The 25387-nt window shown below is 74.2% G+C and carries 17 protein-coding genes; 7 read left to right on the top strand and 10 right to left on the bottom strand.

Features of this window, described 5'->3' with window-relative positions; genetic code table 11:
- Nucleotides 1–35 precede the first annotated feature (35 nt).
- The gene (locus EV190_RS15330) at nt 36–626 is read left to right on the top strand and encodes a hypothetical protein (protein ID WP_133742244.1); all 591 of its coding nucleotides are present in this window, start codon (nt 36–38) and stop codon (nt 624–626) included.
- Nucleotides 627–674: 48 nt separating this feature from the next.
- Here the strand turns inward: EV190_RS15330 and EV190_RS15335 are convergent, their stop codons facing one another.
- On the bottom strand, nt 675–3467 hold the full coding sequence (locus EV190_RS15335; RefSeq protein ID WP_133742245.1) for a glycoside hydrolase family 3 protein: 2793 nt from the start codon (nt 3465–3467) through the stop codon (nt 675–677).
- A 101-nt stretch (nt 3468–3568) separates the two neighbouring features.
- Complete coding sequence (locus EV190_RS15340; protein WP_133742246.1) at nt 3569–4828, bottom strand: ROK family protein; 1260 nt, start codon at nt 4826–4828, stop codon at nt 3569–3571.
- Between the two features lie 188 nt (nt 4829–5016).
- On the opposite strand from EV190_RS15340, the gene EV190_RS15345 reads away from it, so the two are divergent.
- From EV190_RS15345 to EV190_RS15355, 3 genes are read left to right on the top strand one after another with little or no spacing between them, the layout of a single operon-like run.
- Complete coding sequence (locus EV190_RS15345) at nt 5017–6687, top strand: extracellular solute-binding protein (RefSeq protein WP_133742247.1); 1671 nt, start codon at nt 5017–5019, stop codon at nt 6685–6687.
- Nucleotides 6680–7705 carry an ABC transporter permease gene (locus EV190_RS15350; RefSeq protein WP_243742594.1) on the top strand — a complete coding sequence of 342 codons (1026 nt, stop codon included), beginning with the start codon at nt 6680–6682 and terminating at the stop codon, nt 7703–7705. Before EV190_RS15345 ends, EV190_RS15350 begins: the two co-directional genes overlap by 8 nt.
- A 13-nt stretch (nt 7706–7718) precedes the next feature.
- The gene (locus tag EV190_RS15355; protein ID WP_243742595.1) at nt 7719–8633 is read left to right on the top strand and encodes a carbohydrate ABC transporter permease; all 915 of its coding nucleotides are present in this window, start codon (nt 7719–7721) and stop codon (nt 8631–8633) included.
- Nucleotides 8634–9189: 556 nt separating this feature from the next.
- On the opposite strand, the gene EV190_RS15360 is transcribed toward EV190_RS15355, so the two are convergent.
- Both EV190_RS15360 and EV190_RS15365 read right to left on the bottom strand, forming a co-directional pair.
- Nucleotides 9190–11859, bottom strand: a complete 2670-nt coding sequence (locus EV190_RS15360; RefSeq protein ID WP_279536621.1) for a cellulose binding domain-containing protein — start codon at nt 11857–11859, stop codon at nt 9190–9192.
- A 136-nt stretch (nt 11860–11995) separates the two neighbouring features.
- Nucleotides 11996–14293, bottom strand: a complete 2298-nt coding sequence (locus tag EV190_RS15365) for a TIM-barrel domain-containing protein (protein ID WP_133742249.1) — start codon at nt 14291–14293, stop codon at nt 11996–11998.
- A 150-nt stretch (nt 14294–14443) separates the two neighbouring features.
- On the opposite strand from EV190_RS15365, the gene EV190_RS15370 reads away from it, so the two are divergent.
- Both EV190_RS15370 and EV190_RS15375 read left to right on the top strand, forming a co-directional pair.
- Entirely contained in the window at nt 14444–15028 is a 585-nt protein-coding gene (locus EV190_RS15370; RefSeq protein WP_133742250.1) for a TetR/AcrR family transcriptional regulator, read from the top strand.
- A gap of 59 nt (nt 15029–15087) precedes the next feature.
- A complete protein-coding gene (locus tag EV190_RS15375; protein ID WP_133742251.1) occupies nt 15088–15735 on the top strand; it encodes a CatB-related O-acetyltransferase in 648 nt (215 codons plus the stop codon).
- Between the two features lie 82 nt (nt 15736–15817).
- Here EV190_RS15375 and EV190_RS15380 read toward each other — a convergent pair whose 3' ends face one another.
- The gene (locus EV190_RS15380) at nt 15818–18079 is read right to left on the bottom strand and encodes a glycosyl hydrolase family 95 catalytic domain-containing protein (RefSeq protein ID WP_133742252.1); all 2262 of its coding nucleotides are present in this window, start codon (nt 18077–18079) and stop codon (nt 15818–15820) included.
- Nucleotides 18080–18153: 74 nt separating this feature from the next.
- Between EV190_RS15380 and EV190_RS15385 the strand changes: the two genes are divergently transcribed.
- Nucleotides 18154–20139 carry a beta-galactosidase gene (locus EV190_RS15385; RefSeq protein WP_243742596.1) on the top strand — a complete coding sequence of 662 codons (1986 nt, stop codon included), beginning with the start codon at nt 18154–18156 and terminating at the stop codon, nt 20137–20139.
- A 65-nt stretch (nt 20140–20204) separates the two neighbouring features.
- Here EV190_RS15385 and EV190_RS23445 read toward each other — a convergent pair whose 3' ends face one another.
- The 5 genes from EV190_RS23445 to EV190_RS15405 all read right to left on the bottom strand — a co-directional run bounded on the left by EV190_RS23445 (nt 20205) and on the right by EV190_RS15405 (nt 25345).
- Nucleotides 20205–20345 carry a hypothetical protein gene (locus tag EV190_RS23445; protein WP_166655469.1) on the bottom strand — a complete coding sequence of 47 codons (141 nt, stop codon included), beginning with the start codon at nt 20343–20345 and terminating at the stop codon, nt 20205–20207.
- 127 nt (nt 20346–20472) lie between these two features.
- Complete coding sequence (locus EV190_RS15390; RefSeq protein WP_133742253.1) at nt 20473–22125, bottom strand: glycoside hydrolase family 43 protein; 1653 nt, start codon at nt 22123–22125, stop codon at nt 20473–20475.
- A 117-nt stretch (nt 22126–22242) separates the two neighbouring features.
- Nucleotides 22243–23157 (bottom strand): carbohydrate ABC transporter permease, encoded by a 915-nt coding sequence (locus EV190_RS15395; RefSeq protein ID WP_133742254.1) that lies wholly within the window; start codon nt 23155–23157, stop codon nt 22243–22245.
- A 2-nt stretch (nt 23158–23159) separates the two neighbouring features.
- Nucleotides 23160–24050, bottom strand: coding sequence for a carbohydrate ABC transporter permease (locus EV190_RS15400; protein ID WP_133742255.1), 891 nt, complete (start codon nt 24048–24050; stop codon nt 23160–23162).
- Nucleotides 24047–25345 carry an ABC transporter substrate-binding protein gene (locus tag EV190_RS15405; protein WP_133742256.1) on the bottom strand — a complete coding sequence of 433 codons (1299 nt, stop codon included), beginning with the start codon at nt 25343–25345 and terminating at the stop codon, nt 24047–24049. The genes EV190_RS15400 and EV190_RS15405 overlap by 4 nt, the downstream gene beginning before the upstream one ends.
- Between the last annotated feature and the right edge of the window lie 42 nt (nt 25346–25387).

Here is a 25387-nt window from a genome sequence, read left to right on the forward strand (position 1 = left end):
CGAACTCGATCATGCTCTCGCCTTTTGGAGGCGCTATGACGCATACGGCAATGGCATCGGACCGCGACACCCTCGTACGGAGCCTGCACGACCTGGGACTGGCCGCGTGGTTCGGGGGGTCGCTGATGGGCGCGGTCGGCCTGAACAAAGCCGCCGAGGAGGAGTCCGAGGGCACCTCCGAGGCGCTCCGCCTCTCCAGTTCCGGCTGGGACAAGTGGACCCCGCTCAACGCGGCCGCGATCGCCCTGCACCTGGTGGGCGGCGCCGGCCTGCTCAACGCCAACCGCACCCGGACCATGCACCAGCAGGGGGTGGGCGCCTCGACCGCGGTCAAGACCGCCGTCACCGCCGCGGCCTTGGCCGCCACCGCCTACGCCCGCGTCCTGGGCAAGCGGGTCGAGAAGGCCGGAACCGACCCCCGGCCCGCCGACGCGGCCGCCGCCGAGCACAACCCCGAGCCCCTGGAGGAGACCGCGCGCAAGCTGCGGATGGCCCAGTGGGCCGTTCCGGCGCTGACCGGGGCCCTGGTGGTGCTCAACGCCCTGCACGGGGAGCAGCAGAAGGCGTCCCAGCAGAAGATGGGCTTCATGAAGACGGCGGGGTCGCGGCTGGGCGTGCCCGTGTGAGAGGGGCGCGGGGCGGTCTCCTCGGAGGCCGCCCCGCGCGGCTCGCGGTCAGGCGAAGTCGATCCACTCCAGAGCGGTCCCGGCCTCCTCGAACACCACGTAGAGGTCGCGGCGCCCTTCGACCCCGGCCAGCGGCGCGCCCGCCTCGGTGAAGTCGAAGACGCCCGACGCCGCCGGAACCGGGACGGACGCGGCCACGGGTCCGGTCAGCGGATCGTCCAGGCGCAGGGTGAGTGATCCGGCGCGGGCGGCGTTCACCGAGAGCACCGCGCGCGCGGGCCCGGGGCCGGTGAAGTCCACGTCCATGAAGGCCGCCCACGCCGCGGCCTCGGTGGAGCGCACCGCGTCGCCGCTCTCCCTGGCCGAGGCGCACAGCACGACGCCGTGGTACTCGTCGTTGTCCGCGGCCCCGGTGCGCGCCGGGGCGCGCGGCGGGATGGTCTCGCCCGGCACCGCGAGCGGCGCGCACACCCGCAGGTCCCTGGCCGAGCCGCCCAGGTGCGCCCTGCGGGGCGCGTCCTCCACCACGAAACGCGATCGGGTGACGTCCCAGACCGCCAGCGCGGACACCGGGAACTCGACGCGGACCCGCCGGCGCTCCCCGGGCCGGAGGGCGACCCTGGCGAAGCCCTGGAGCCTGCGCAGCGGCTGCTTGACCCGGGAGGCGCGCTGGTGCGTGTAGCACTGCACGACCTCCTCCCCCGCCCGGTCCCCGGTGTTGGTGACGGTCGCCTCCACGATCACCCGGTCGCCCTCGACGCGCGCCTCGGGGTCGGCGTAGTCCATGGTGGTGTAGCTCAGGCCGTGCCCGAAGGGGTACAGGGGCGAGCCCAGGTAGTACAGGTAGGTGGCGTCGTTGGCGATGATGTCGTAGTCGAACAGGTCGGGCAGCTCCGCGGCGGAGCGGTACCAGGTCTGGGTGAGCCGCCCGGCCGGGTCCGCGTCGCCGAACAGCACCTCGGCCAGCGCGCGGCCGTACTCCTGCCCGCCGTGAGCGGACCACAGGATCGCCGGGACGTTCTCGTCGGCCCAGACCACCCCGAACGGGCAGCCGCTGCTGAGCACCAGGACCGTGGCGGGGTTGGCCGCGCGCACCGCGCGCAGCACGTCCTGCTGGGCGGCGGGCAGCTCGAGGTCGGTGCGGTCCTCGGTCTCGCGGCCGTTGACGAGCGGGTGGTCCCCGGCGACCACGACCGCCACCTCGGCGGTGGCGGCCGCGGCCGCGGCCTCGGCGGCGCCCGAGCGCAGCACGTCCACGGTGAACACCGCCGCGCCGTCGGCGTCGGGGGTCAGGGTCAGGCTCCCGCCGCTCCCGACCGTGACGTAGCGGCCGGTGGCGACGTGCTGGAGCACCACCGCGCCGCCGGGGCGCTCCTGCCGCCGGAAGGTCTGGCGCACCTCCCAGCCGTTGGGGCCCGGCTGGTCGTTGGCCAGGAGGCCGTCCTCGGTCTCGGACACGTACCGGCCGTCCACGACCGCGCGCAGCGCGCACGCCCCGCCCCAGTCGAACAGGTCGAACGCCGCGGACTCGGCCACGGGGCCGAACCCGGGGGCGGGGGTGAGGGTCAGCGGCGCGCCCCGGGTCCCGGCCGTCACGTACCCCTCGCCGGTGCGCAGCGCGATCCGGTCCACGCCCTCGCAGAACACCGTCTCGGCGCGTTCGGAGATCCCCGCTCTGGCCGACACCGCGTAGGGCAGCGTCCCGCTGTACCAGTCCTCCATGACGGTGTCGCCGAGCTGGCCGATGACGGCCACACGGCGCGGGTCGCGCAGCGGCAGCGTCCCGTCGTTCTTGAGCAGGACGAGGGAGCGCCGCGCGGCGGTGCGGGCCAGCGCCTGGTGGGCGGGGCAGTTGACGACGTCGGCGGGGGGCGCGGCGACGGCGGGTCCGGGGTCGAACTCGCCCAGGCGGGTGCGCACGGACAGCACGTGGGAGACGGCGGCGTCCAGGTCGGCCTCGTCGATCAGGCCGCGCTCCAGCGCGGCGCGGACGTGCGCCAGGGTGGCCTCGGGGCGGTCGTCGTCCTGGGTGAAGCTGTCCAGCCCCGCGCGGATCGCGTGCGCGTGGGCGGCGGCGGGGTCGTCGTGGTACTTCTGCGGGTCGACCAGGTTGCCCGGGGCCATGGCATCGCTGACCACCAGCAGGTCGTCGGGGGCCGCGGCGCGCAGTTCGCTGTCGATGAGCGGGCTAAGGTGCGCGGGGCGGCCGTTGACCAGGTTGTACGACGGCATCACGGCCACCGCCGCGCCCTCGCGCAGCGCGGGGAGGAAGGCGGGCAGCTCGTACTCGCGCAGCACGCGCGGGGGCAGGTTGCTGGAGCTGGTGCAGCGGTCGGTCTCGTTGTTGTAGGCCAGGAAGTGCTTGAGGGTGGGGGCGGTCGCGAGCCGGTCCGGGTCGTCGCCCGCCAGTCCGCGCGCGTACGCGGTGGCCAGCAGGCCGGTGAGCCAGGGGTCCTCGGAGTAGCCCTCCTCGTTGCGGCCCCACCGCGGGTCGCGCAGCGGGTTGACGACCGGGGCCCAGACGTTGCGGCCCGCGCCGTCGGGGTCCTTGGCGTGGAAGGCCAGCACCTCGGCCGCCGTGGCCGCCCCGACCTCGCGCACCAGGGCGGGGTCCCAGGTGCTGGCCAGCCCGACGGCCTGGGGGAACACCGTGGCCGGGCCCAGCCAGGCCAGGCCGTGCAGGGCCTCGGTGCCGGTGCGGAACGGCCCGACCCCCAGGCGCTCCACGGGGCGCTGGTACTGGTGCAGCAGCCCGATCTTCTCCTCGGTGGTGAGCCTGGCCAGGAGGTCGCGGACGCGCTCGCCGGTGCTCAGGGCGGGGTCGCGGAAGGGTTCGGTCACGGGGCGTCCCAATCTGGTCGGTTGCTGCGCTGGAACCTTGTCTTCCTGTTTGCTCCTCCCGCCGGTCCCGCCGCGGGGGCGGGACCGGCGGGGGGAGGACGTCACCGGTACCGGGGGACCGCCCTCTCGGCCGCGGGCGCGGGCGGGGCGCCGCCGTCGGGGAGGCGGCCCGACTCGACGGCGTCCAGGATGCGCGCGGCGGCTCCGAGCGCGGGGGCGTCCAGCCCCAGGGCGGAGGCCACCGCGATCGGCTCCCCGGGGTCGGGGGCGATGGCGCGCCCGGCCAGTTCCCCGTTGACCACCGGCAGCAGCCAGGGGGCCAGGTCCGCGTAGTAGCCGCCCAGGACCACCCGGCGCGGGTCGAGCACGTCCACCAGGACGGCCACCCCCGCGGCGAGGTCGCGGGCCGCCGCGGCCAGCCCCGACAGGGTCGCGGGGTCGCCCGCGCGGGCGCGGGCGACGACCTCGCCGATCCGCAGCTCCAGCTCGGCCCGGGAGGGGCGCGCGTCGTCGGCGGGTTCGCCGGGCGAGGCCCGTCGGACGACGGCGGCCGCCGACGCCAGCTCCTCCAGCCGGGCGTCCCCCTCGGCGGCGGGCACCCGGATGCGGCCCGCCTCGCCGCTGTGGCCGGTGTGGCCCCGGCGCAGCGCCCCGTCCAGGAGCAGGCCCGCGCCCAGGCCCACCCCCCCGGTGAGGTAGACCAGGTCGGCGGTGCCCGCGTGCGGGCCGAAGCGGTGCTCGGCCAGAACCGCGAAGTCGGCGTCGTTGCCGATCTCCACCGGGAAGCCGGGGCCGCGCAGCGCGTCCACCAGGCCCGCGGCGAAGTCGACGTCGCGCCAGCCCAGGGAGGGCACCAGGCGGGCGCGCCCGTCCGCGTCGACCAGGCCGGGCAGGGCCACCGCCAGGCCCAGGACCTGGCGGCCGTCGCGTTCGGTGCGGGTGATGACCCGGCGCGCCAGCGCCGCCACGGCCGTGACCGCGCGCGGCGGAGAGGAGGCCGCGCCGGGGAAGGCGCGCCGCCAGGACAGCACCGGGCGCCCCGCCAGGTCCACGGCGACGGCGGTGAGGGAGTCCGCGCCGACCTCGATCCCGATCGCGGCGCACGAGGCGCCGTCCAGGGTGAGCATGACGGCCGGGCGGCCGACGCGGTTGCCGGTGGTGCCGGTCTCGCGCAGCAGCCTGCGCCGCAGGAGTTCGGACACCAGGCTGGAGACCGTGGTCTTGTTCAGGCCGGTGGCCGCGGCGACGTCCGCCCGCGAGCAGGGGCTCCGCTCGCGCACGCAGCGCAGCACCACGGCCAGGTTGGTGGCGCGCACGTCCGCGACGTCCGCCTTGTTGGGATCCCTCGAGTTGCCGATCACCGCGCGCTTCGCCCCCCGTTCCCGGATGCCGCCCGCCGACGGGATCTTGTGGTCTGCGTCACCCGGGGAGTAATTTGTTTGTCTGCAAGCCGAACTAATTCTAACGCGACCGGTCCCCGGACTCCAGGGCGCACCCGCAGGACGCGGCCCGGGATCCCAGCCCACACCCCTCTCCGCGAAGGAACGCCATGAGACAACCCCATCCCGGCGTCCAGACGAGCCGGCGCCGCTTCATCGGCCTCACGGGCGCCGCGACAGCGGCCCTGGCGGGCGGCGGACTGCTCTCGGCCTGCGCCCCCGACGGCCCCCGCCCGGGAGACGGCGGCGGAACCGCGGCGGACCTCGACCGGCTCGACGCGCTCGTCCCCGACCACATCCCGTTCCAGGCGGTCGAGCCGGACATCCCGGGCCTGCACGGCGCCCCGCCCGGGTTCACCTCCTACCCCGAGACCCTGGTGCGCGCCGTCGAGGGCGTCCCGGGCAGCGGCGGCAGCTACCAGGCGATGGCCCCGCTGTGGGGCCCGATCCCGCCCGGCCTGGGCCGCAACTCCTTCTACGACCTGGTCAACGCCGAACTCGGCGCGACCGTGGACTTCCAGTTCCAGGACGGCAACACGATCATCGACAAGATGAACGCGGTGATCGCCGCGCGCGACGTCGTGGACATCACGATGATCCCGGACTGGGTCATCAACCTCATCCCCTCCTTCTCCGAGGCCGCCCCGCAGCTGTTCGAGGACCTCACCCCGTACCTGGCCGGAGGCGCGGTGGACCCGTACCGCATGCTGGCGAGCCTGCCCACCGACTCCTGGAAGTGGAGCGTCTTCGGCGACCGGCTCCAGGGCGTCCCCTGGCCCACCGACCCGCTGTCCGAATGGATCTTCTACCGCAGGGACCTGTTCGACGAGCACGGCTGGGAGGTCCCCGGCACCGCCGACGAGCTGTTCGCCCTCGGCGAGGAGGTCAACGACCCGCGCGGCAACCGCTGGGCGTTCGGCGACTTCTACCGGGTGGTCCGCCAGGTCTTCCGCGCCCCGCGCGAATGGCGCCGCGAGGGCGGCGGCCTCGTGCACCGCTACGAGACCCCCGAGTTCGAGGAGGCCGTGGCCTTCATGCGCCGGGTCTACGACGCCGGGCTCGTGCACCCCGACATCGCGTCGGGCTCGGGCGCCAACTCCAAGGAGCTGTTCAACAGCGGCGCGATCGTGCTCGGCCAGGACGGCCTCGGCGCCTGGACCGAGACCTACCAGGCGATGCTGGGCCAGTCCCCCGACTTCCGCATGGACCTGGTCCCGGCCTTCGCGCACGACGGCGGGACCCCGTCGCTGCACCGCAACGACCCCTCCAACCAGAGCGTGTTCGTCAGGAAGGACCTCGGCGAGGACAGGGTCAGGGAGATCCTGTCGGTCCTGGACTACTGCGCCGCGCCCTTCGGCACCGCCGAGTACATGACCTACCGCTACGGCGCCGAGGGCGAGCACTACGAGCCCGACGACAACGGCGCGCCCAGGCTCACCGAGCTCGGGCAGAAGGAGGTCTCCAACGGCTACCTGTTCATCAGCGGGCGCAACAACGCCGTCTCCGAGAGCGAGTACCCCGACTACGTGGAGTCCTTCACCACCTGGTTCAACGACGCCGCCCAGTACGGCGAGGACAACCCCTTCGAAGGCATCCGCATCCAGCGCCCCTCCTCCTACGCCAGCGCCGAGCAGCCCACCGAGGACAAGATCGAGGACATCCTGCGCGGCCGCCGCGAGGTGGGCGAACTGGGCGACATCGTCGCCGAGTGGAGGAGCGACGGCGGCGACGCCGCACGCGACTTCTACGCCGACGTGCTCGTCGAGTACGGCCGTGATTGACCACACGGCCCGGACCGGGCCGGGGCGTCCGGAGCCCGCGCCCGCCGCCCCGGCCGACGGGGCGGCCCGCCCGCGCGCCGGACGCGCCGGCCGGGACCGCCCCCCGGGGAAGTCGCTGCGCGCCCGGCTGCGCAGGGACTGGCAGCTGCTCCTGATGACCGTTCCCGCCCTGGGCCTGCTCGCCGTCTTCCACTACACCCCGACCCTGGGCAACGTCATCGCGTTCCAGGACTACTCGCCCTACCGGGGCTTCTGGGACAGCCCCTTCGTCGGCTTCGACAACTTCTACTGGCTGCTCACCGACACCTCCTTCTGGGACGCCACCCTCAACACGCTGACCATCACCGTGTTCCAGCTGGTGTTCTACTTCCCCCTCCCGATCGCGCTGGCGGTCCTGCTGGACAGCGTCATGTCCCCCCGGCTGCGGCTGTTCCTGCAGACCGTGGTGTACATGCCGCACTTCTTCTCCTGGGTGCTGGTCATCACCCTGTTCCAGCAGATCATCGGCGGCGCGGGACTGATCTCCCAGCTCCTGCGCCGGAACGGGTACGGGGGGCTGGAGATCATGACCGACCCCGACGCGTTCCTGCTCCTGGTCACCGCCGAGGTGGTCTGGAAGGACGCGGGCTGGGGGACGATCATCTTCCTCGCGGCGCTGGCCGCCATCAACCAGAACCTGTACGAGGCCGCGGCGGCGGACGGCGCGGGGCGGTGGCGCAGGCTGTGGCACATCACCCTGCCGGGGCTGCGCCCGGTCATCGTCCTGCTGCTGATCCTGCGCCTGGGCGACTCCCTGAACGTGGGCTTCGAGCAGTTCTTCCTGCAGCGCGACGCCGTGGGCAGGCAGGCCGCCGAGGTCCTGGACACCTTCGTCTACTGGCGGACCCTGGCGGTGGGCGAATGGAGCTACGGCGCGGCGGCGGGGCTGGTCAAGGGGATGGTGGGGCTGGTCCTGATCCTCGTGGCCAACAAGGTCGCCCACCGGATGGGCGAGAACGGAATCTACCGGCGAACGTGATGGCGACTTCCGGATGGCACAGATGACACTGACGACGCGGCGCCCGGCCTGGGCCGAGGCGCCCACTCCCCTGGAGCAGGGCGCCAAGGCCGCCGTGCTCGGCGCGATCCTGCTGGCGGTCCTGTTCCCGATCTACGTGGTGGTGCTGACCAGCCTGTCCCCCGCCTCGGCCGTCAACGACGCGGGCGGGCTGGTGGTGGTCCCGCGCGGGTTCTCGTTCGCCGCCTACGCCGAACTGTTCGCGGGCGGCGTGGTCACCCGCGCCGTCGTGGTGAGCGTCGGGGTCACCACCGTGGGCACCGCGATCAGCCTGGCCACCACCGTCCTGGCCGCCTACGGGCTGTCGCGGCCGGGGTCGCTGCTGCACCGGCCGCTGCTGTTCCTGGTGCTGCTGACCTTCCTGTTCGGCCCCGGCATGATCCCCAGTTACCTGCTGGTCAGCTCGCTGGGGATGATCGACAGCTACTGGTCGCTGATCCTGCCGACCGCGGTGAACGCCTTCAACCTGGTGGTGATGCGCGCGTTCTTCATGAGCATCCCCGCCGAGGTCTCCGACAGCGCCCGGGTGGACGGCGCCGGCGAGTGGAAGATCCTGACCCGGCTGGTGCTCCCGATGTCCAAGGGGGTCACCGCCGTGGTCGGGCTGTTCTACGCGGTCGGGTACTGGAACGCCTTCTTCAACGCGGTCCTGTACATCAACGACAACGCGAAGTGGCCGCTCCAGCTGGTGCTCCGCCAGTACGTGCAGCAGGGCCAGAACATCAGCGCCGGCTCCCTCGCCGACACCTCGCAGGCCAGCTCGCTGCCGCCGGGCCTGGCCCTGCAGATGGCCATCGTGGTGATCGCGCTGGTCCCGGTGCTGGCCATGTACCCGTTCGTGCAGCGGCACTTCACCAAGGGAGTGATCATCGGCGCGGTGAAGGGCTGACCCCTCCCCTTCACCGCCCGGCGCCCCGCCCCTCCCCCCGTGAGGCGCGGGGCGCCGGTGCCCACCACCGCGCGGACTCGTCGGCCCCCCCCGCCCCGAGGCGGTCGCCGGTCCGGCCCCGGAGGCGGTGCGCGCCGTCAGCGGCTGACGAGCGGCGCCCCCGGTCCGCCCCTTCCGGTTCGGGAGGGTCGGACCGGGTCCCGTCAGGGAACCTCCGCCGCAGGGGTGGTTCGGGCTCTGTCGGGTCGGGGTCCGCCCGGGGCCTGGTTACAGCGGGCGGCGACGGCGGGGACGGGGCGAGGCCGCGCCCATAGTGTCCGTTGTGTGTGGGGGTTCGTTGGCAGTCTTGGGTTTTCTGCCCGTTTCGGGGTCTGGAAGGGCAGAAAGCCCATGATCATTCCGAGCGAGGGCGGAACCGGCCCTCCAACCGCCGCGTCACGGACATCCGGCGGGGACGCGCGGGCCTCCAGCCCTGCCCGCCGCCGCCCGCCGTAACAGGCCCCGGGCGGACCCCGACCCGACAGAGCCCCAAACACCCCCCGCGCCGGAGCTTCCCTCAGGAGGTCGAGCACTCCTGGCCGTTGAGGACGAACCCGTCCGGTCCCGCGCCCGCGCCGCCCGTGCCGAGGAAGCCGAATCCCACCGTCCCGCCCGGCACGATGTGGCCGTTCCAGCCCGCGTTGGACGCGGTGACGTCCGCCCCGTCCTGGGTGACCTCGGCGCCCCATGCCTGGCCGATCCGCTGGTCCCCGGGGAACGCCCACTCCAGTTCCCAGCCGTCGACCAGCGCGTCGCCGGTGTTGGTGACGTCCACCTGGCCCTGGAAGCCGCCCTGCCACTCGCCGGTCACCGTGTACGACACCGAGCAGGCCGCGTCCGGGTCGGGGCTCGGCTCCCCGGAGGGCTCGCCGCTCGGGTCGGGGCTCGGCTCCCCGCTCGGGTCCGGGGCCGGCTGCTCGGCCAGGTCGCCGACGATGATCCCGCGGCCGTTGGTGCCGACGTAGACCCGCCCGTAGACGCGGGGGTCCCCGGTGATGGCCGCGCCCGTCCACGCCCACTGGTGCCGGTCGTCGTTGACGCGCGTCCAGGTCTCGCCCGCGTCGTCGGAGCGGAAGATCCCGCGCACCCCGTTGATCCTGGACGAGGTGTACACCGCCGGATAGCTCCCACCCGGCGCGGCCTTGCCGAAGCCGACCGAGTCGCCCTCGTCCACGTCGGCGATCCGGGTGAACGTGGCGCCCGCGTCGGTGGAGCGCCACATGCCGTAGGCGCCTCCGGGCGCCCCGCCCGCGAGCCAGACGTCGCCCTCGTGGCCGGGGACCGCGCCGAAGCGGACGTTGCCCTCGGCGGGCAGGCCGGCGGCGGCGGACTCGGTGAACGTGGCGCCGCCGTCGGTGCTGGTGTAGAACCCGCCTCCGGCGACCGCGTAGAACGTGTCCGGGTCCACCCGGTCGGCCTCGACCCGCGCGCCCGCCGGAACCCCGGTGGAGGCGGTCCAGGACGAGCCCAGCGTGGTCGAGTGGTGCACGCCCGTGCCGTCGGGGCTCCACAGGACACGCGAACCGTCGGCGTTGACCGCCACCGTTCCCGCCCCGGTGACACCGGACGGCTCCTGGCCCGCCCACCAGCTGGAACCGCTGCTGGTGGAGACGCCGATGTGCGAGTCCACCTCGCCGTCGACCGCCTCGCCGACCCGGACCATCGTGGCCGGGGCCAGTTCGGCGAAGTCCACGCTGCGGGTGTTGCCGTGGAAGGGCGCGTCGAACATCGAGTCGGGCACGACGTCGAGGTCCTCGTGCACGAAGCCGCCGATGTCGCCGAGCCCCGAGACCAGCGGCGGACCCGACGGCGGGCTCATCAGGTCCTGGACGGCCGTCTCCTCCAGGCCCTGGGCGCGCACCTCGATGTCGATGGTGCCGCCGGAGTCCCACTCGGTGAGGTTGTCCGAGCCGTAGACGGTCGCGCCGGTGCCGTACATCATGCGGTCGGAGTCGAACGGGTCGATCTCCAGGGACTGCGTCATCCAGCCGAGCTTGGGGCTGGGCTCGGGCGGGTTGGGCTGTTTGTTGAAGTCGAGCCACGGCGCGCCGGAGTGGTCCAGCTCGTAGCGCAGGGTCCGGTCGGGGTAGCCGGCGAACTCCCAGAGCTGGCTCCAGGTGGCGCCGCGGTCGGTGGAGCGGAATACCCGGATGTCCGGCCACCACAGGAGCTGGCTGACCACCATGATGGTGTCGGGGTCCTGGCGGTCGACGGCCAGGCCGCTGAACCCGTACTCGAAGCCGTCGTTCTCGGGGGGAGTGATCTCGGTCCAGGAGCCCCCGGCGACGTCGTAGCGCCACACCTCGCCGTCGGAGCCGTCGTAGGGGCCGCCGGTGTCGCTGGTGGCGATGTACAGCTGCCCGTTCTCGTGGTCCAGGACCCCCTTCTGGGCGAGGAAGCCCGTGGGCTGTCCGGGGACGCGCTCCCAGGTGGAGCCGCCGTCGGTGCTGCGGTAGACGGTGTTCTCCTTGTCGGCGACGCCGACGTAGACGTCCTGGGTGACCTGCCCGGCCGAGGCGCTGCCGGGGTCGAAGGTCACCCACACCACGCCCTGGTTGTCGCCCGAGTAGCCGCCGGGGTCGGAGGGGTCGGCGACGTAGTTCCCGGGGTTGGGGAAGTTCCCGACCTCCGCCCAGGTCGCGCCGTGGTCGGTGCTGCGCCACAGCCCGTGGCCGCTGGGCGCGCCGAAGTACAGCACGCTGTTGTCGTTGGGGTCCACGGCCAGGCGCTCGCCCATGCCGCGGCCGGGCATGTTCCCGCCGAGTTTGAACGGCAGCTCGGTGGTCCGCCAGGTCTCGCCGCGGTCGTCCGAGCGCTTGATCGCGCCGTTGTTGGGGTCCCAGTCGTTGGTGTAGGTGCCCGTCGCCGCGTACACGCGGTCGGGGTCGACGGGGTCGGTGGCGATGCTGACGACGCCGCTGTGGCTCCAGTCGTCCCAGCCGACGTGGTCCAGGATCGGGACCCACCGCTCGGTGGAGGGGTTCCAGCGGTACGCGCCGCCGATGTCGGTGCGCGCGTAGGCCAGGCCCGGTTCGCTCTGGTTGAAGACGATGCCGGGGACGAAGCCGCCACCGACGACCTCGACGTTGTCCCAGGTGTATCCGGTGTCGGCCGCGGCCGGCGCCGTGGCCGCGGTGGCGGCGGTCAGCGCGGCCGCGGTGGCCAGGGTCGCCGCGGCGGCGATCACGCGGGTGAGGAGTCCGCGTGTCGCCCCGGCTCTCGGCGGGGTACGGGGTGCTGCTCGGTCTGCCGGTGTCACATCTGCTCCTGACGTGGGGGTGGAGCCCGCCCGGGGCTGTCCCGGGCGGTGGTGCGAACCGCCGTCAGCGGTGGAGTTCCACCTGCTCGGGTGGGGTGAGTCCGTGCACGGGAACGATCTCCACACCGGTGATGCGGGCCGGGCCGTCCGCGTGGACGCGCAGGGTGGCGTCCTCGCGCACGGCCGTGACGACGGTGTCGCCGTCGACGTCTCGGATGACGGCGCGCCTGCCCAGGCCGCCCCAGCTGACGAGGGTGAGCGGGCCGGACGGCCCGTCGGGTACGGTCTCGGCCCGCGGGGCCACGGGGACGAGCGCGCCGAGGCGCACGAACAGCGGGACCTGCTCCAGCCGCGGGTGCAGGCGGACCGATCGGCCGCCCTCGTGCACGCGGCCGCTCCAGTGGTCCACCCACCGGCCGGGCGGGAGGTAGACGTCGCGTACGCCCTCGGGCGAGCAGACGGGCGCGACCAGGAGGTCGGGGCCGAGCAGGTACTCCAGTTCCGCGCGCCAGGACAGCGGATCGTCGGCGTAGTCGACGCACAGCGCCCGCATGAGCGGCACGCCGGTGCGCGCGGACTCCACGGCCGCCGAGTACAGGTACGGCATCAGCCGGTACCGCAGCCGCAGCGCCTCCACGACCGCCGCCTCGACCTCGGGGGCGAAGTGCCAGGGCTCGCGGGTGGTGGTGCCGTGGAAGCGCACCAGGGGGGAGAACGCGCCGAACTGGGCCCAGCGCACGTACAGGTCGGTGTCGGGGGTGCCGTTGAACCCGCCCGCGTCGTGGCTCCAGAACGGCACCCCGCTGAGGCCGTGGCTGAGGCCGCCGCGCAGGGTGGCGGCCATCGCCGGGAAGGAGCACTGGCTGTCGCCGCTCCACTGGGCCGAGTGGCGCTGCCCGCCCAGGTAGGACGAGCGCGCCCACACCAGGTCGTGCCCGTTGACCTCGCGGGTCACCGCGGCGACGGCGTCGTTGAACAGCAGCGTGTAGACGTTGTGCAGGTCGGTGCCGGTCATGCCGTTGGCGGCGACGGCGTCGGCGGGCACACCCTCGCCGAAGTCGGTCTTGAACACCGCGACGCCCTGCTCCAGGAGGGGCCGGAGGCGGCCGGTGTACCAGGCGGCGGCCTCCGGGTCGGTGAAGTCGACGATGCCCACGGCCGGGTGGGAGCCGTGCCAGGCGTCGGCGACGTAGGTCCCCCCGGAGGCGTCGCGCAGGAAGTAGCCGCGTTCGGCGGCCTCGGCGAAGTGCGGGCTGCGGTGCGAGACGTAGGGGTTGATCCACAGGCAGACCCTGAAGCCCATCGCGTCGAGGTCGGCCAGCATGCGGGCGGGGTCGGGGAACGCCCGGGGGTCCCAGTCCAGGTCGGACCAGTGCCCTTCGGCCTGCCAGTAGCAGTCCAGGTGCAGCACGTCGCAGGGGATGCCGCGCTCGCGGATGGTGCGGGCGCGCTCCATGACGCGTTCCTGGGTGTCGCGGACGAAGCCCGAGGAGATCCACGTGCCGAACGCCCATTTGGGCGGCAGTGCGGGGCGCGAGGTGAGCGCGTTGAAGCGGTTCAGGACCTCGCGGGGGCCGGGGCCCGCGATGACGTGGTAGTCGAGCAGGTCGTCGGGGACGACGACCTGCACGCAGCTGTGCGTGGACTGGCCCATGTCGAACTCGGCGGGGCTGCCGGTGTCCACGAGCAGGCCGTAGCCGCGGCTGGACACGTACAGCGGGACGTTCTTGTAGGAGCGGTCCGACTCGGCGCCGAAGGCGTCGAAGTTCCACATCAGGGCGCGGCGGCCGCGCAGGTCCAGCGGGGTGAAGCGCTCGCCGAGACCGCTGAAGCGCTCGTCGGCCGCCGCGGCGAGGGACTCGTGGTAGGCGGTGGCGCCGTCCACGGTGCTGCGGCCGAAGGGCAGGGTGCGGAGGCGTCCGCTGATGTCCACGTGGCCCCGGTCCTGCTCGGTGAGGAGCCGTCCCGAGTCGTCGGTGAACCGGAGGTGCCAGGGGTCCAGGGTGATCTCCGCGCGCAGCGGCCCGGTCGCCACGACGATCCGGTCGGCGTCGGCGCTCACCTCGACGGGCGCGTCGGGGTCCGAGCGGACCAGGGCGACGGCCTTCGCCGCCCTGGTCTCCGCGTCGGGTCCGGAGCCGAGCCGGACCCGGACGACGCCGTGCGCCGAGGCGGTGACCCGCACGGTGAGGGTCTCCTCCGACGTGGTCACGGCCTTGAGCTCGACCCCGCGGTCGGTGACCTCCACGGGTTCGGCCCGCACGACCGACGACGGCCCGGGGGCACCGTACCCGGGCACGGGAAGCGGCGGGGGATCCGCCACGAAGAGCTCGCGGGGGGCCATGGGCGGCCTGTAGAGCATTCCGGCTCCTTGCTTGCGTTCGTCGGGGGGACTCCTAATTAGTTTGGGCAGACAACGAACAAACGTCAACGGTTCACGTGAACCGGATCTCGCCCGCGGTCGGTCGCGGGCCCGTTCTTAACACTACGAAAGTAGCGTTAGTCTTGGCCTATGGCTCACCCCGTTCCCGCGAGGCGGCCCGGCGGGCGGAGCGCGCGGGTGCGCGCCGACGTCCTGGCCGCCGTCAACGCCCTGCTCACCGAGGACGGGTACGACGCCCTGTCCATCGAGGCGGTCGCCGACCGGTCGGGGGTCCACCGGACCACCGTCTACCGCAGGTGGGGCAGCGTCCCGATGCTCCTGGTCGACCTGCTCGACCTGGGCGCCGAGGACGACTGGCGCGCGCCCGACACCGGCTCCCTGGAGGGCGACCTGATCGCGGTCAACAGGGAGGTCCGCGACGCCCTGAGCGCCGATCCGTCGCCGACCCTGGCGGTGATCGCGGCCTCCTTCCGGTCCCCCGAGGCCGCGCAGGCCCTGCGCCGCTTCTGGGCGGACCGCTACGAGCGGTGCGCCGTGGCGGTCCAGCGCGCCGTCGACCGGGGCGAGGTCCCGGCCGGCACCGACCCCGACCGCCTGCTCATCGCGGCGACCGGCCCGCTCTACCACCACCGCGTGCTGCTGGGGCGGGCGCTCACCCGCGACGAGGCGGACGCCTACGCCCGCGCCGCCCTCGCCGGAGCGGCCGGGGCGTGAGGACCCCGCACTCCGGCGCCCCCACCGACCCCACCGACCCCACCACGAAGGAGAAGAGAATGCCCGCACCCGACCCCGCCCAGCCGCACCCGTCCACCCGCCCCGAGCTCACGAACGTCGTCTTCCTGCGCAACCAGATCGGTTCCGAGCTCATCGAGGTCGGCGAGTACACCTACTACGACGACGAGGGGCGGCGCGGCCCCTTCGAGACCGCCAACGTGCTCTACAACTACGGCCCCCAGCGGCTCCGGATCGGCCGGTTCTGCGCCATCGGCCCCGGCGCGCGGTTCCTCATGCCGGGCGGCAGCCACCCGATGGCGGGGCCGTCCACCTACCCCTTCACCATGTTCGGCGGGGACTGGACCGACGCCACGCTGGAGACCTTCATGTCGCTCCCGACGAAGGGCGACACGGTCATCGGCAACGACGTCTGGATCGGCCGGGAGTCCGTCGTCATGCCGGGCGTCACCGTCGGCGACGGGGCGGTGATCGGCGCCCACAGCGTCGTGACGAAGGACGTGCCGCCCTACGCGGTCGTCGGCGGCAACCCCGCTCGACTCGTCCGCTCCCGGTTCACCGAGGAGGAGGTCGCCCTCCTCCTCGAGAGCCAGTGGTGGAACTGGCCCGTCGAGGCCGTCACGAAGCACGCGGCCACGATCATGGCGGGCACCCCGCAGCAGATCGCCGCGCTGTCGCGGGACCTCTGACGAGGGTCCCGACACCGGCGTTCCGGGATCGAGGACCTCAGGACACCGGTGCCGAGACCGTCGACGGAGCCCCCGCGAACGGTCAGCCGGGCAGGCCGGCGCGCACCGGCCGCACGCGGCCGGGCGCCAGGTCGACGGCCGCGGAGGTGCCGTCGGGAAGGCCGACCCGGACGCGGCGGGGGGCCAGGGCGGTGAGCTCGGCCCGGAACCCGCCCGGCTCCCACTCCAGGCGGCGCACCACCACCCCGCCGCGGGCGCGCAGCCCGCGCGCCCGCCCCCGCGGCCATCCGGCGGGCAGCGCGGGCAGCAGGTCCACCCGGCCCTCGCGCGAGCGCACCAGCATCGCCGCCACCACCGCCGGGAGGCCGCCGCAGATGTCGACGTTGAACAGCGCGCCCCGGTTGTGGGTGGAGACCAGGGTGGGCCGCCAGTACCTGGCGGCCATGAGTTCGAGCGTCTCGTTCGCCTCCTCGGCCAGACCCAGGTGCGCGGCGGCCAGGCCCAGCTGGACCAGGCCGAACGCCATCTCGTCGGCCTCCTGGCCGCGCCACCAGGCGAGGCGCGCGCGGACCGCGCGCACCGCCGCCGCGCGCAGCGCCGGGTCGGCGAACGCCGGGTCGCCCTCGTACCAGAAGGGGAACAGGTGCGAGGCGTGCCGGTGCGCGTGGTTGTCGGCCTGGTCCACCGGTCCGGCCGGGCCCGCCCACTCGGCGAGCGCGCCCTCGGGGGAGATCCGGTAGCCGGGCAGCCGCAGGGCCAGCCGGGCCCAGCGCCGGGCGCCGCCGATCCCCAGGACGCGGTGCGCGCGCAGCAGATTGCGCACCAGGTCGCGCGCCGCGGCGACGTCCATCGTGGCGTTGGCCGCGGCCTGCCCGTCGGAGTCGGCGGGGGTGTTCTCCGGCGAGTAGGAGGGGGTGAACCCCTCCTCGGTGAGGAAGTCCTCGTAGAACTCGGCCGCGGCGGTCATGAACGGCAGCGCCCGCTCGCGCAGGAAGGCGGTGTCGCCGGTGTGGCTGTAGTGGTCCCAGTACAGCCGGGCGATCCAGGCGGCCCCCGCCGTCCAGAAGGTCAGGCACCACTCGGGGCCGAAGTGGTTGTGGCGCCCGTGCGTGGACAGGTGCGCGGGGAGGAGCACTCCCCGGCAGCCGTACAGCCGCCTGGCGTTCTCCGCGAAGTCGCCCACCAACGGCTCCACCAGGTCGAACAGCGCGGTCATCAGCTCGGGCACGCCCGTGGGGTGCAGCGCCGCCACGGCCGAGGCGAGGTTGCCGTCCAGGGTGTACCCCGAGCTCCACGGCGGCGCGTGGGCGCCGCTCCACACCCCCTGCAGGGTGGGCGGCAGCTCACCCGAGGCGCAGATGACCGCGTACCGCCCGGCGTCGACCAGGCGCTCGACGAGTTCCGGACCGGGACCGGCCGCGAGCAGGTCCTCGGCCGTGCTCCCGGGCTCGCCGGGCCGTCCCGGCGGGGTCAGCCGGATCCGCGCGCGGTCGAACAGCTCCGCGTGGAGGGGGGCGTGTCGGGCCAGCAGCGCGGCGAAGTCGGCGGGCAGCGCGGCCAGGGAGTCGTCCGGGCCGGGCGGCTCCTCGCCGGGGCGGGCCACGCTCGTGCGGGCGAGGACCAGGAGTTCGGCGGCCCCGCTCACCCGGACCGCGTCCGCGCCCCACCGGAGTCCGCCGCCCCGTGCCACGACACGGCAGGTCAGCGCGTACCCGGCGGGCGCGCCGGGCCATCGGCGGGCGAAGGCCGCGCGCAGCAGCAGGCGGCCGGGGGACGCGCCCGCCGACCAGGTCGCCGGGGACGGGGGCTCGCCCGGGACCGGGGTGAGCGACAGCGTCCCGTCGAGGCCGCCGCGGGCGCGCAGCCGCAGGACCACCACGTCGTCGGCGCGCGAGGCGAACACCTCGTGGACCAGGCCCCCGGGCAGTTCCTCGGTCACCAGAGCGCCGGCGTGGTCGCAGCGGCGCGACACGCCCCCCTCCCCCGCCTCCCCGTCGGGGGTGAAGACCAGGGTGCCCGCCCCGGTGAGCGGGTCGATCCAGCGGGTGCGGGCGTAGCCGGGGTGCCCGGCCTCCGCCAGGCCGACCACCCGGGCGGCGGCCTCGCGCGCGCGTCCGGCGCGCAGCAGCGCGCGCAGCTCCGGCAGCGCGCCGGCGGTGTCGGGCGCGGCGAGCGGCTCCTCCACCGGCCAGAACAGCCGCTCGTGGCAGAGCGTGGCGCGCGGCAGGCCGGCGACGGCGTGGACGAGGGCGCCCTGGCGGCCGTTCCCGGTGACCAGGGCGTCCTCCCAGTCGGCCGCGGGCAGGCGGGTGTGGACGCCCGGGGGGCGCTCGGGACCGGTCAACGTCTGCTCCTTGTGTCGGACGGCCGGATGGGGATAATTAGTTTGTTGCCCAACCGAACATAAGGAGCCCGCGCGTGCCAGGTCCAGAGCCCGCGACGCCGTGGTTCGGCGGCGACTACAACCCCGAGCAGTGGCCCGAGGCCGTCTGGCACGAGGACATGGAGCTCATGCGGCGCGCCGGGGTCACCCTGGCCACCGTGGGCGTGTTCTCCTGGAGCCTGCTGGAGCCGCGCGAGGGCGAGTACGACTTCGCGTGGCTGGACCGCGTACTCGACCTCCTGCACGCCAACGGCGTGGGGGCCGCGCTCGCCACCCCCACCGCCTCTCCCCCGCCGTGGTTCACCCTGGCCCACCCCGGGGCGATGCCGGTGAGCGCCGACGGGGTGCGGCTCACCCACGGCAGCCGGGACACCTACGACGTGTGCGCGCCCGCCTACCGGGCCGCCTCGGTCCGGATCGCGCGGGCCCTGGCCGAGCGGTACGCGCGACACCCCGCGCTGCGGCTGTGGCACGTGCACAACGAGTACGGCACCCATAGCCACGGCGAGCACGCCGCCGACGCCTTCCGGGTCTGGCTCCGGGAGCGCCACGGCACGCTGGAGGCGCTCAACGAGGCCTGGACGACCGCCTTCTGGGGGCAGCGCTACTCGGCGTGGGAGCAGGTCCGGCCGCCCCGGGCCACCCAGTACCTGCGCAACCCCGCCCACGTGCTGGACTTCCGGCGCTTCCTGTCCGACGCGATGCTGGCGCACTACCGCGCCCAGCGGGACGTCCTGCGCGCGGCCTCCCCCGGCGTTCCGGTGACCACCAACTTCGCCTTCGGCGGCTGGGTCCCGGTCGACCAGTGGAAGTGGGCCTCCGAACTCGACCTGGTGGCGATCGACCACTACCCCGACGCTCCCGGCGGGCGCGCCGCCGAGCAGGGCGCGTTCGCCGCGGACCTGGCCCGGTCCTGGGCCGGGGACCGGCCGTGGCTGCTGATGGAGCAGGCCACCGGGTACACCGGGCCGGCGGCGCGGCCCAAGGCCCCGGGCGAGATCGCGCGGCACAGCGTGGGGCACGTGGCGCGCGGTTCGCTCGGGGCCCTGTTCTTCCAGTGGCGGGCCTCGCGCGGGGGCGCCGAGCAGTGGCACCCGGCCATGCTGCCGCACACCGGGCCCGACTCCCGGGTCTTCGCCGAGGTGTGCGGGCTGGGCGCGCTGCTGCCCCGGCTGGCGGGCGCGCTCGGCGCCGACGTGGCCGAGGACGCGGCCGTCGTGTGGGACCCCGAGTGCTGGTGGGCGCTCGACGCGGCGACGCCGCCCGCTCCGGACCTGGACTACGCCGGGGCGGTGCGCCAGATCCACCGGGTGCTGCGGCGCCAGGGCCGCACGGCGGCCTTCGCCGCTCCCGGGGCCCGCCCCCCGGACCTGCCGCTGCTGGTGGCGCCCATGATGTACCTGGCGTCGGACGCCACGGCGCGTGAACTGGCCGGGTACGTCGAGCGCGGCGGGACACTGGTGGCGACCTACCTCAGCGGCACCGTCGACGAGCACGCGCGGGTGCGCGCCGGCGGGTACGCGGGGGCCCTGCGCGGGCTGCTGGGGGTGCGCGTCGAGGAGTTCCACCCGCTGGACGGCGGGGGCGCGGCGGTGGCCGGGGCCGACGGCGCCTTCACGGGCCGGGCGCGCCGCTGGAGCGAGCACGTCCGCCTGGCGGGGGCCGAGGCGGTGGCGCGCTACGCCGGCGGACCGCTGGACGGCCTTCCGGCGGTGACCCGCGCCGCGTACGGGGCGGGCAGCGCCTGGTACGTCTCCGCGGACCTGGACGACGACGCCCTGGCCGCGGTCCTGGCCGCGGCGGCGCCTCCCGCGCGCCCCGCGCCGCCCGAGGGGGTCGAGGTGGTGCGCCGTCGGGGGAACGACGGCGGCTGGGTGTTCGTCCTCAACCACGGAACGGACTCGTACACCGTGGACCCGGCGGTCCTGGGCCTGCCCCGCGACGCGCGCGACGCGGTGTCGGACGCCCCCGCCGACGGCCTGTCCGTCCCGCCGGGCGGGATCGCGGCGCTGCGCCGCTGACCCCGTGGGAGCCGCGCGGGGCAGGCGGCCGGACGGCCCTCCTCGGCCGCCGGCCTCCGCGGTTCTCAGTCCCCGGGTTCGGGGGGCTGCGGGTCGACGGGCGGCTCGGGGAAGTAGGTGGCGACGTCGACTTCGGCGCCGGGGCCGCCGGCGGCGGTCTCAGGGGGCTCGGGGGGCTGGGGTTTGGAGATCCGGGCGTCACTCATGGGAGGAACCTACCCGGGTCCCCGTCCCGCCCTGCGACGGGGGACGGCCGTGGCCGCGCCGGCCGCGACCCTCCCGCACTGCACGGGCGGGTCGCGAAGGCCGCGGCCGGCGCGCGGCCCTCCGGTCTCAGGTGGGGGGCTGGGACCGGTAGGAGCAGAAGTCGAAGTCGGCGTGGCGTCCCGCGCCGGTCAGGTCGTGCACCCACATCCCCAGGAACGCGCCGGTGAAGCCCCACAGGGTGGTGGTGTCGCCCACCCGCTCCTCCGCGTACTCGTCGGACAGGATGCTCGCGTCCAGGACCGGGCCCAGCCCCGTCCACTCGCCGCCGTCCGGCGAGATCGAGAACCTCAGGTCGGCCCCGTCGATCTCCGCGCGCAGGTGCACCCGCTCCCAGCCCTCGACGCCGACGCGCCCGCCCGCCTCGCTCACCCGGCCCCGGTCGCTGGTGAGCACCCCCGCGAACAGGCCGTCCCGCTCGTCGTGGCCCACCCGCAGATAGTGCCACTGGTGGGTGTTGTAGTACGCGGTGATCCCGGCCATCTGCTGGAAGGCGTCCGCGCGGTACTCCATCGCGGCCTCCAGCACGCACCGGTGGTGCTGGACCCGCCGGGCCACCAGGCTGGGGGCGCTCAGGCCCGAGGGCGACTGGCCGCCGCGGACGCGCAGGTGGCCGGGGCGCTCGGTCAGCGACACCCAGTCGGGGCTCGCCGGGCGCCGCAGCGTGCTCCACTCGGGCCGCAGTCCGGGCTCGTCGAAGTCGTCGACCGCGGGCGTCTCGGGCCACGGGTGCGCGGCCGCGCCGAGCGGGCCCGGGACCTCGTCCCGCGGCACGGCGCCGGCCACCCGGGGCCACCCGTCGGCCGACCACTCGACCTGCTGCAGCGCGGTCTCGCGGCCCAGCACGCACCGGCCGCGCCGGGTCAGGGGACGCGCGGTCAGGTGCGCCAGGTACCACTCCCCGTGCGGGGTCCGCACCATGCTGGCGTGCCCGGCCTTCTGCAGGGTCAGCTCGGGGCGGTCGCGGGCGGACAGCGTCGGCCCGGCCGGGTCGGGCTCGTAGGGGCCGGTGATGTCGCGCGAGCGCGCGACGGTGACCTGGTGCTTCCAGGTGGTGCCGCCCTCAGCCGTCATGAGGTAGTACCAGCCGTCGTGGCGGTACAGGTGGGGCGCCTCGGTCACCCCGGTCTCGGTGCCCTCGAAGATCGTCCGCGCCTCGCCCACCAGCGCCATGTCCCGCACGGAGAACTCCTGCAGGACGATGCCGCCGAACGCGTTGTGCCCGGGGCGCCAGTCCATGGCGCTGCTGAGCATCCAGCTGCGCCCGTCCTCGTCGTGGAAGAACGACGGGTCGAAGCCGCGCGTGTGCAGCGTGACCGGGTCGGACCAGGGCCCGGTGATCTCGCGCGCGGTGGTGACGTAGTTGGGGGTGTCCCAGAAGCCCCCCGCGTAGTTGTCGACGTTGGTGTAGACCAGGAAGAACAGCCCGTCCCGGTAGGAGAGCGCGGGGGCCCAGACCCCGGCGGAGTCGCGCCGCCCGGTCAGGTCCAGCAGCCGGGTCTCGGTCAGGGCCCCGCCCAGGGACCGCCAGTTCACCAGGTCCCGGGAGTGGTGCAGGGTCACCCCGGGACACCACTCGAACGTCGAGGTCGCCAGGTAGTAGTCGGAGCCCACCCGCAGGATCGAGGGGTCCGGGTGGAACCCCGTCAGCACCGGGTTGCGGATGGTGCCGGAGCGGACCGCACCGTGGGTGTCGGGGAGCCGGTCACGGGTAGACGTCATCGTTGCCTTTCCTGGGGCGTGCTTGCCGGATTCCTCCGGGTCGGCGGAGGTCTGGGTCGGGGACCGTCCGGCCGGGCGGGCCGTCGCGGGGGCGCGGACTCCCCGCGCGGGGGCCCCTCACTTGCCGAACCCGGCGGCCAGGCCGCCGAGCAGGTGCCTGCGGCCGAACAGGTACAGGGCGAAGACCGGCAGCGCGGACAGCACGACGGCCGCCATCAGGCCGGGCACGTCGGTCCCGTACTGCGTCTGGAAGGCCCACAGGCCCAGCGGCAGCACCCGGGTCTCCTCGCTCTGGGTCAGCACGAGCGGGAACAGGAAGTTGTTCCAGGCGTTGAGGCCCACGAAGATCGCCACGGTGACCACCCCCGAGCGGGACAGCGGCAGCACCAGGCGCCAGAAAACCTGGAGGTTCCCGGCGCCGTCCAGCGCCATCGCCTCGTACAGCGAGCCGGGCACGTCCCGCAGCGAGCTGGTGAGCACGACGACGGACACCGGGAGCGCGAACGCCGCGGTGGGCAGGACGACCGCCGCGAGCGAGTCGTACAGGTGCAGCCGGGTGATGAGCAGGTAGATCGGGATGATCACCGCCTGGGCGGGCACGGCCAGGCCCAGCAGGAACAGCACGAATCCCACGCGCACGATCCGGCTGCGGCTGCGCACGATGGCGAACGCCGCCGGCAGGGCGACCGCGAGCACCAGCACGACCGCGCCCGTCGCCACGACCAGGCTGTTGCCGAGGAAGCGCAGGAACCCGATCTCGAACACGCGCAGGTAGTTGTCGAGGGTCAGCTCGTCGGGCAGGGCCAGCGGCCCGTCCTCCATGTAGCCGCCCCGGCCCCGGAAGCTCGTGACGACCAGGTAGTACAGGGGGACGACCACGGCGATCAGCCACGCGGCCGCGCCGATCCCCGCGCCGTACGCGGGCCGGCCGCGATGGCCGCGGCGCCCGCGACGGTACCGGGGCCGTTCGGACCCCGCCGCGCCGGCGGCCGGAGGCCGCCCCCGCTCGGGGCCGGCGGTCATGGTCGGCATGCTCAGGCTCCTTCTCGCTCGCTCGTCATCCGGGCGTAGCCGCTCACCCGCACCACCAGCAGGGACAGGCCGGTGCCGATCAGCACCAGCAGGACCGCGATCGCGCTGGCGTAGCCCATCCGGAACGCGGAGAAGCCCTGGAGGTACATGTGCAGCGGCAGGATCCGGGTCGCGGTGCCGGGGCCGCCGCCGGTCAGGAGCAGGATCGTCTCGAAGTAGGTCATCGAGCCGACCAGGATGAGCACGGACGAGGCGATGATGGTGTGCCGCAGCTGCGGCACGGTGATGCTCCGGAAGCGCTGGGCGGGGCCGGCCCCGTCGATCTCGGCGGCCTCGTACAGCGAGGCCGGGATCTGCCGGGCCGCCGCCTGGTAGAGCAGCATGTGGAACGGCAGGAACTGCCACAGCAGCACGAACACGATCGCGTACAGCGCCAGCGACCGGTCGCCCAGCACGTTGCCGTCCACCAGGCCGATGTAGGGGCCGATCTGCGCGGAGACCCCGAAGTTGGGGTCCAGCAGCGCCTGCCAGACCAGCGCGATGGCGGCCGTGGACAGCAGCAGCGGCAGGAAGAACACCGCGCCGGCCACGGCGCGCACGCGCTGGGGGCCGGCCGCCCACGCGCCGAACATCAGCGCCAGCGGGGTCTGGGTGGCCCAGGTGAGCACGGTCAGGGCCAGGGTGGTCAGCAGGCCCGGTCCGACGTGCGGGTCTTCGGGCAGCGCCCGCCAGTTGTCCAGCCCGACCCACTCGGGCGTCCCCAGGCCGTTCCAGCTGGTGAGGCTGAGGCAGGCCACGATGACGACCGGGGCGAGGCCGAACAGGCCGAAGAAGAGCAGAGCGGGAGCGGCCCAGACCGCACCGGGCCGCTCCGTGCGCGCGACGGACGTCACCGCTTGCCTTCCATGGCCCGCGCGAATTCCTCGGGGCCGAGGTCGCCCAGGAACAGCAGCTGGAGGTTGGTGAGCAGCTCCTCCGACGTGGCCGGGGTCAGCGCCTGGTCCCAGGACTGGGTGAAGGACGGGGCGTCGGCGACCAGGTTGTAGGTGAAGGTGGTGAAGTCGGCGTGGTCGGTCTCGCTCAGCCGGTCCTCGATGCCCTCGACCGCGGGGACCTGCCCTGCCTCGATGAGCCCCTCGACGTAGGAGTCGGAGGCGACGGTCCCGGTGAGGAAGTCGATCGCGGCGTCGGTGTCGGCGCTGTCGGCGTTGACCGAGAAGTAGTTGCTCGGGTTGCCCACGACCGCGCCCGGCTCGCCCTCGCCGCCCTCGACCTCGGGGAAGGGCACGAAGCCGAGGTCGCCGCTCTCCACGAAGTCGGGGTTGTTGTCCATCTGCGTGGAGAAGTCCCAGGTCCCCATGAGGAACATCGCGGACTTGCCGCTGGCCAGCAGCGAGGAGGCGCTGGCGTTGTCGTAGGTGATGGAGGCGAAGTTGGTGCCGAACGCGCCGCGGTCGGCCAGGTCCTGGCACATCCGGAGGGCCTCGATCACGGCCGGGTCGGACCAGGCGCCCTCCTCGCCGTCGACGATGGCCTGGAACTTGTCGGCGCCGCCGACCCGGTCCAGCAGGTACTCCAGCCACATCAGCTCGGTCCAGCCCTGGGCACCGGGCAGGGTGATGGGGGTGACGCCCTCCTCCTTGAACACGTCCACGGCGTCCAGGAGCTCGTCGTAGGTGGCGGGCGGCTCCAGGCCGGCCTCGTCGAAGACCTCCTTGTTGTAGAACAGCACGACCGGGAGCACCCCCAGCATGGGGACGCCGTAGTAGCGGCCCTCCACCCGCGCGACGTCCAGGACGCTGGGCAGGAAGGCGTCGCGGAAGCCGGGGTTGGCCTCGAGGGTGTCGGTGAGGTCCACGACCTGGCCCTCCTCGACGTACTGGGCGAGGTTCCCGCCGCCCCAGTTGAAGAAGACGTCGGGGGCGTTGGGCGACCCGAGGGCGACCTGGAGGCGCTGCTTGTAGGCGTCGTTGACGTAGGTCACGAGTTCGGCGGGGGTCTCGGCGGACTCGTTGTAGGTGTCGATCCCGCTCTGCACGATCGGGTTCACCGCCGCGTCCTCCAGCGCCCAGACCTCGACGCCGCCCTCGGTGCCGGGGCCGGAGGTCCCGCAGGCGGTGGTGAGGCCGAGCACGAGCGCCAGGGAGGCGCTGCCGATCACGCGGGGCCAGGGTGTGCGTCGTCTCATGGGCGGGGCACCGTCCTTGGGTTCAGGGGGCAGGGCACGGAG

It is taken from the genome of Actinorugispora endophytica (assembly GCF_004363075.1).
Lineage (GTDB): Bacteria > Actinomycetota > Actinomycetes > Streptosporangiales > Streptosporangiaceae > Actinorugispora > Actinorugispora endophytica.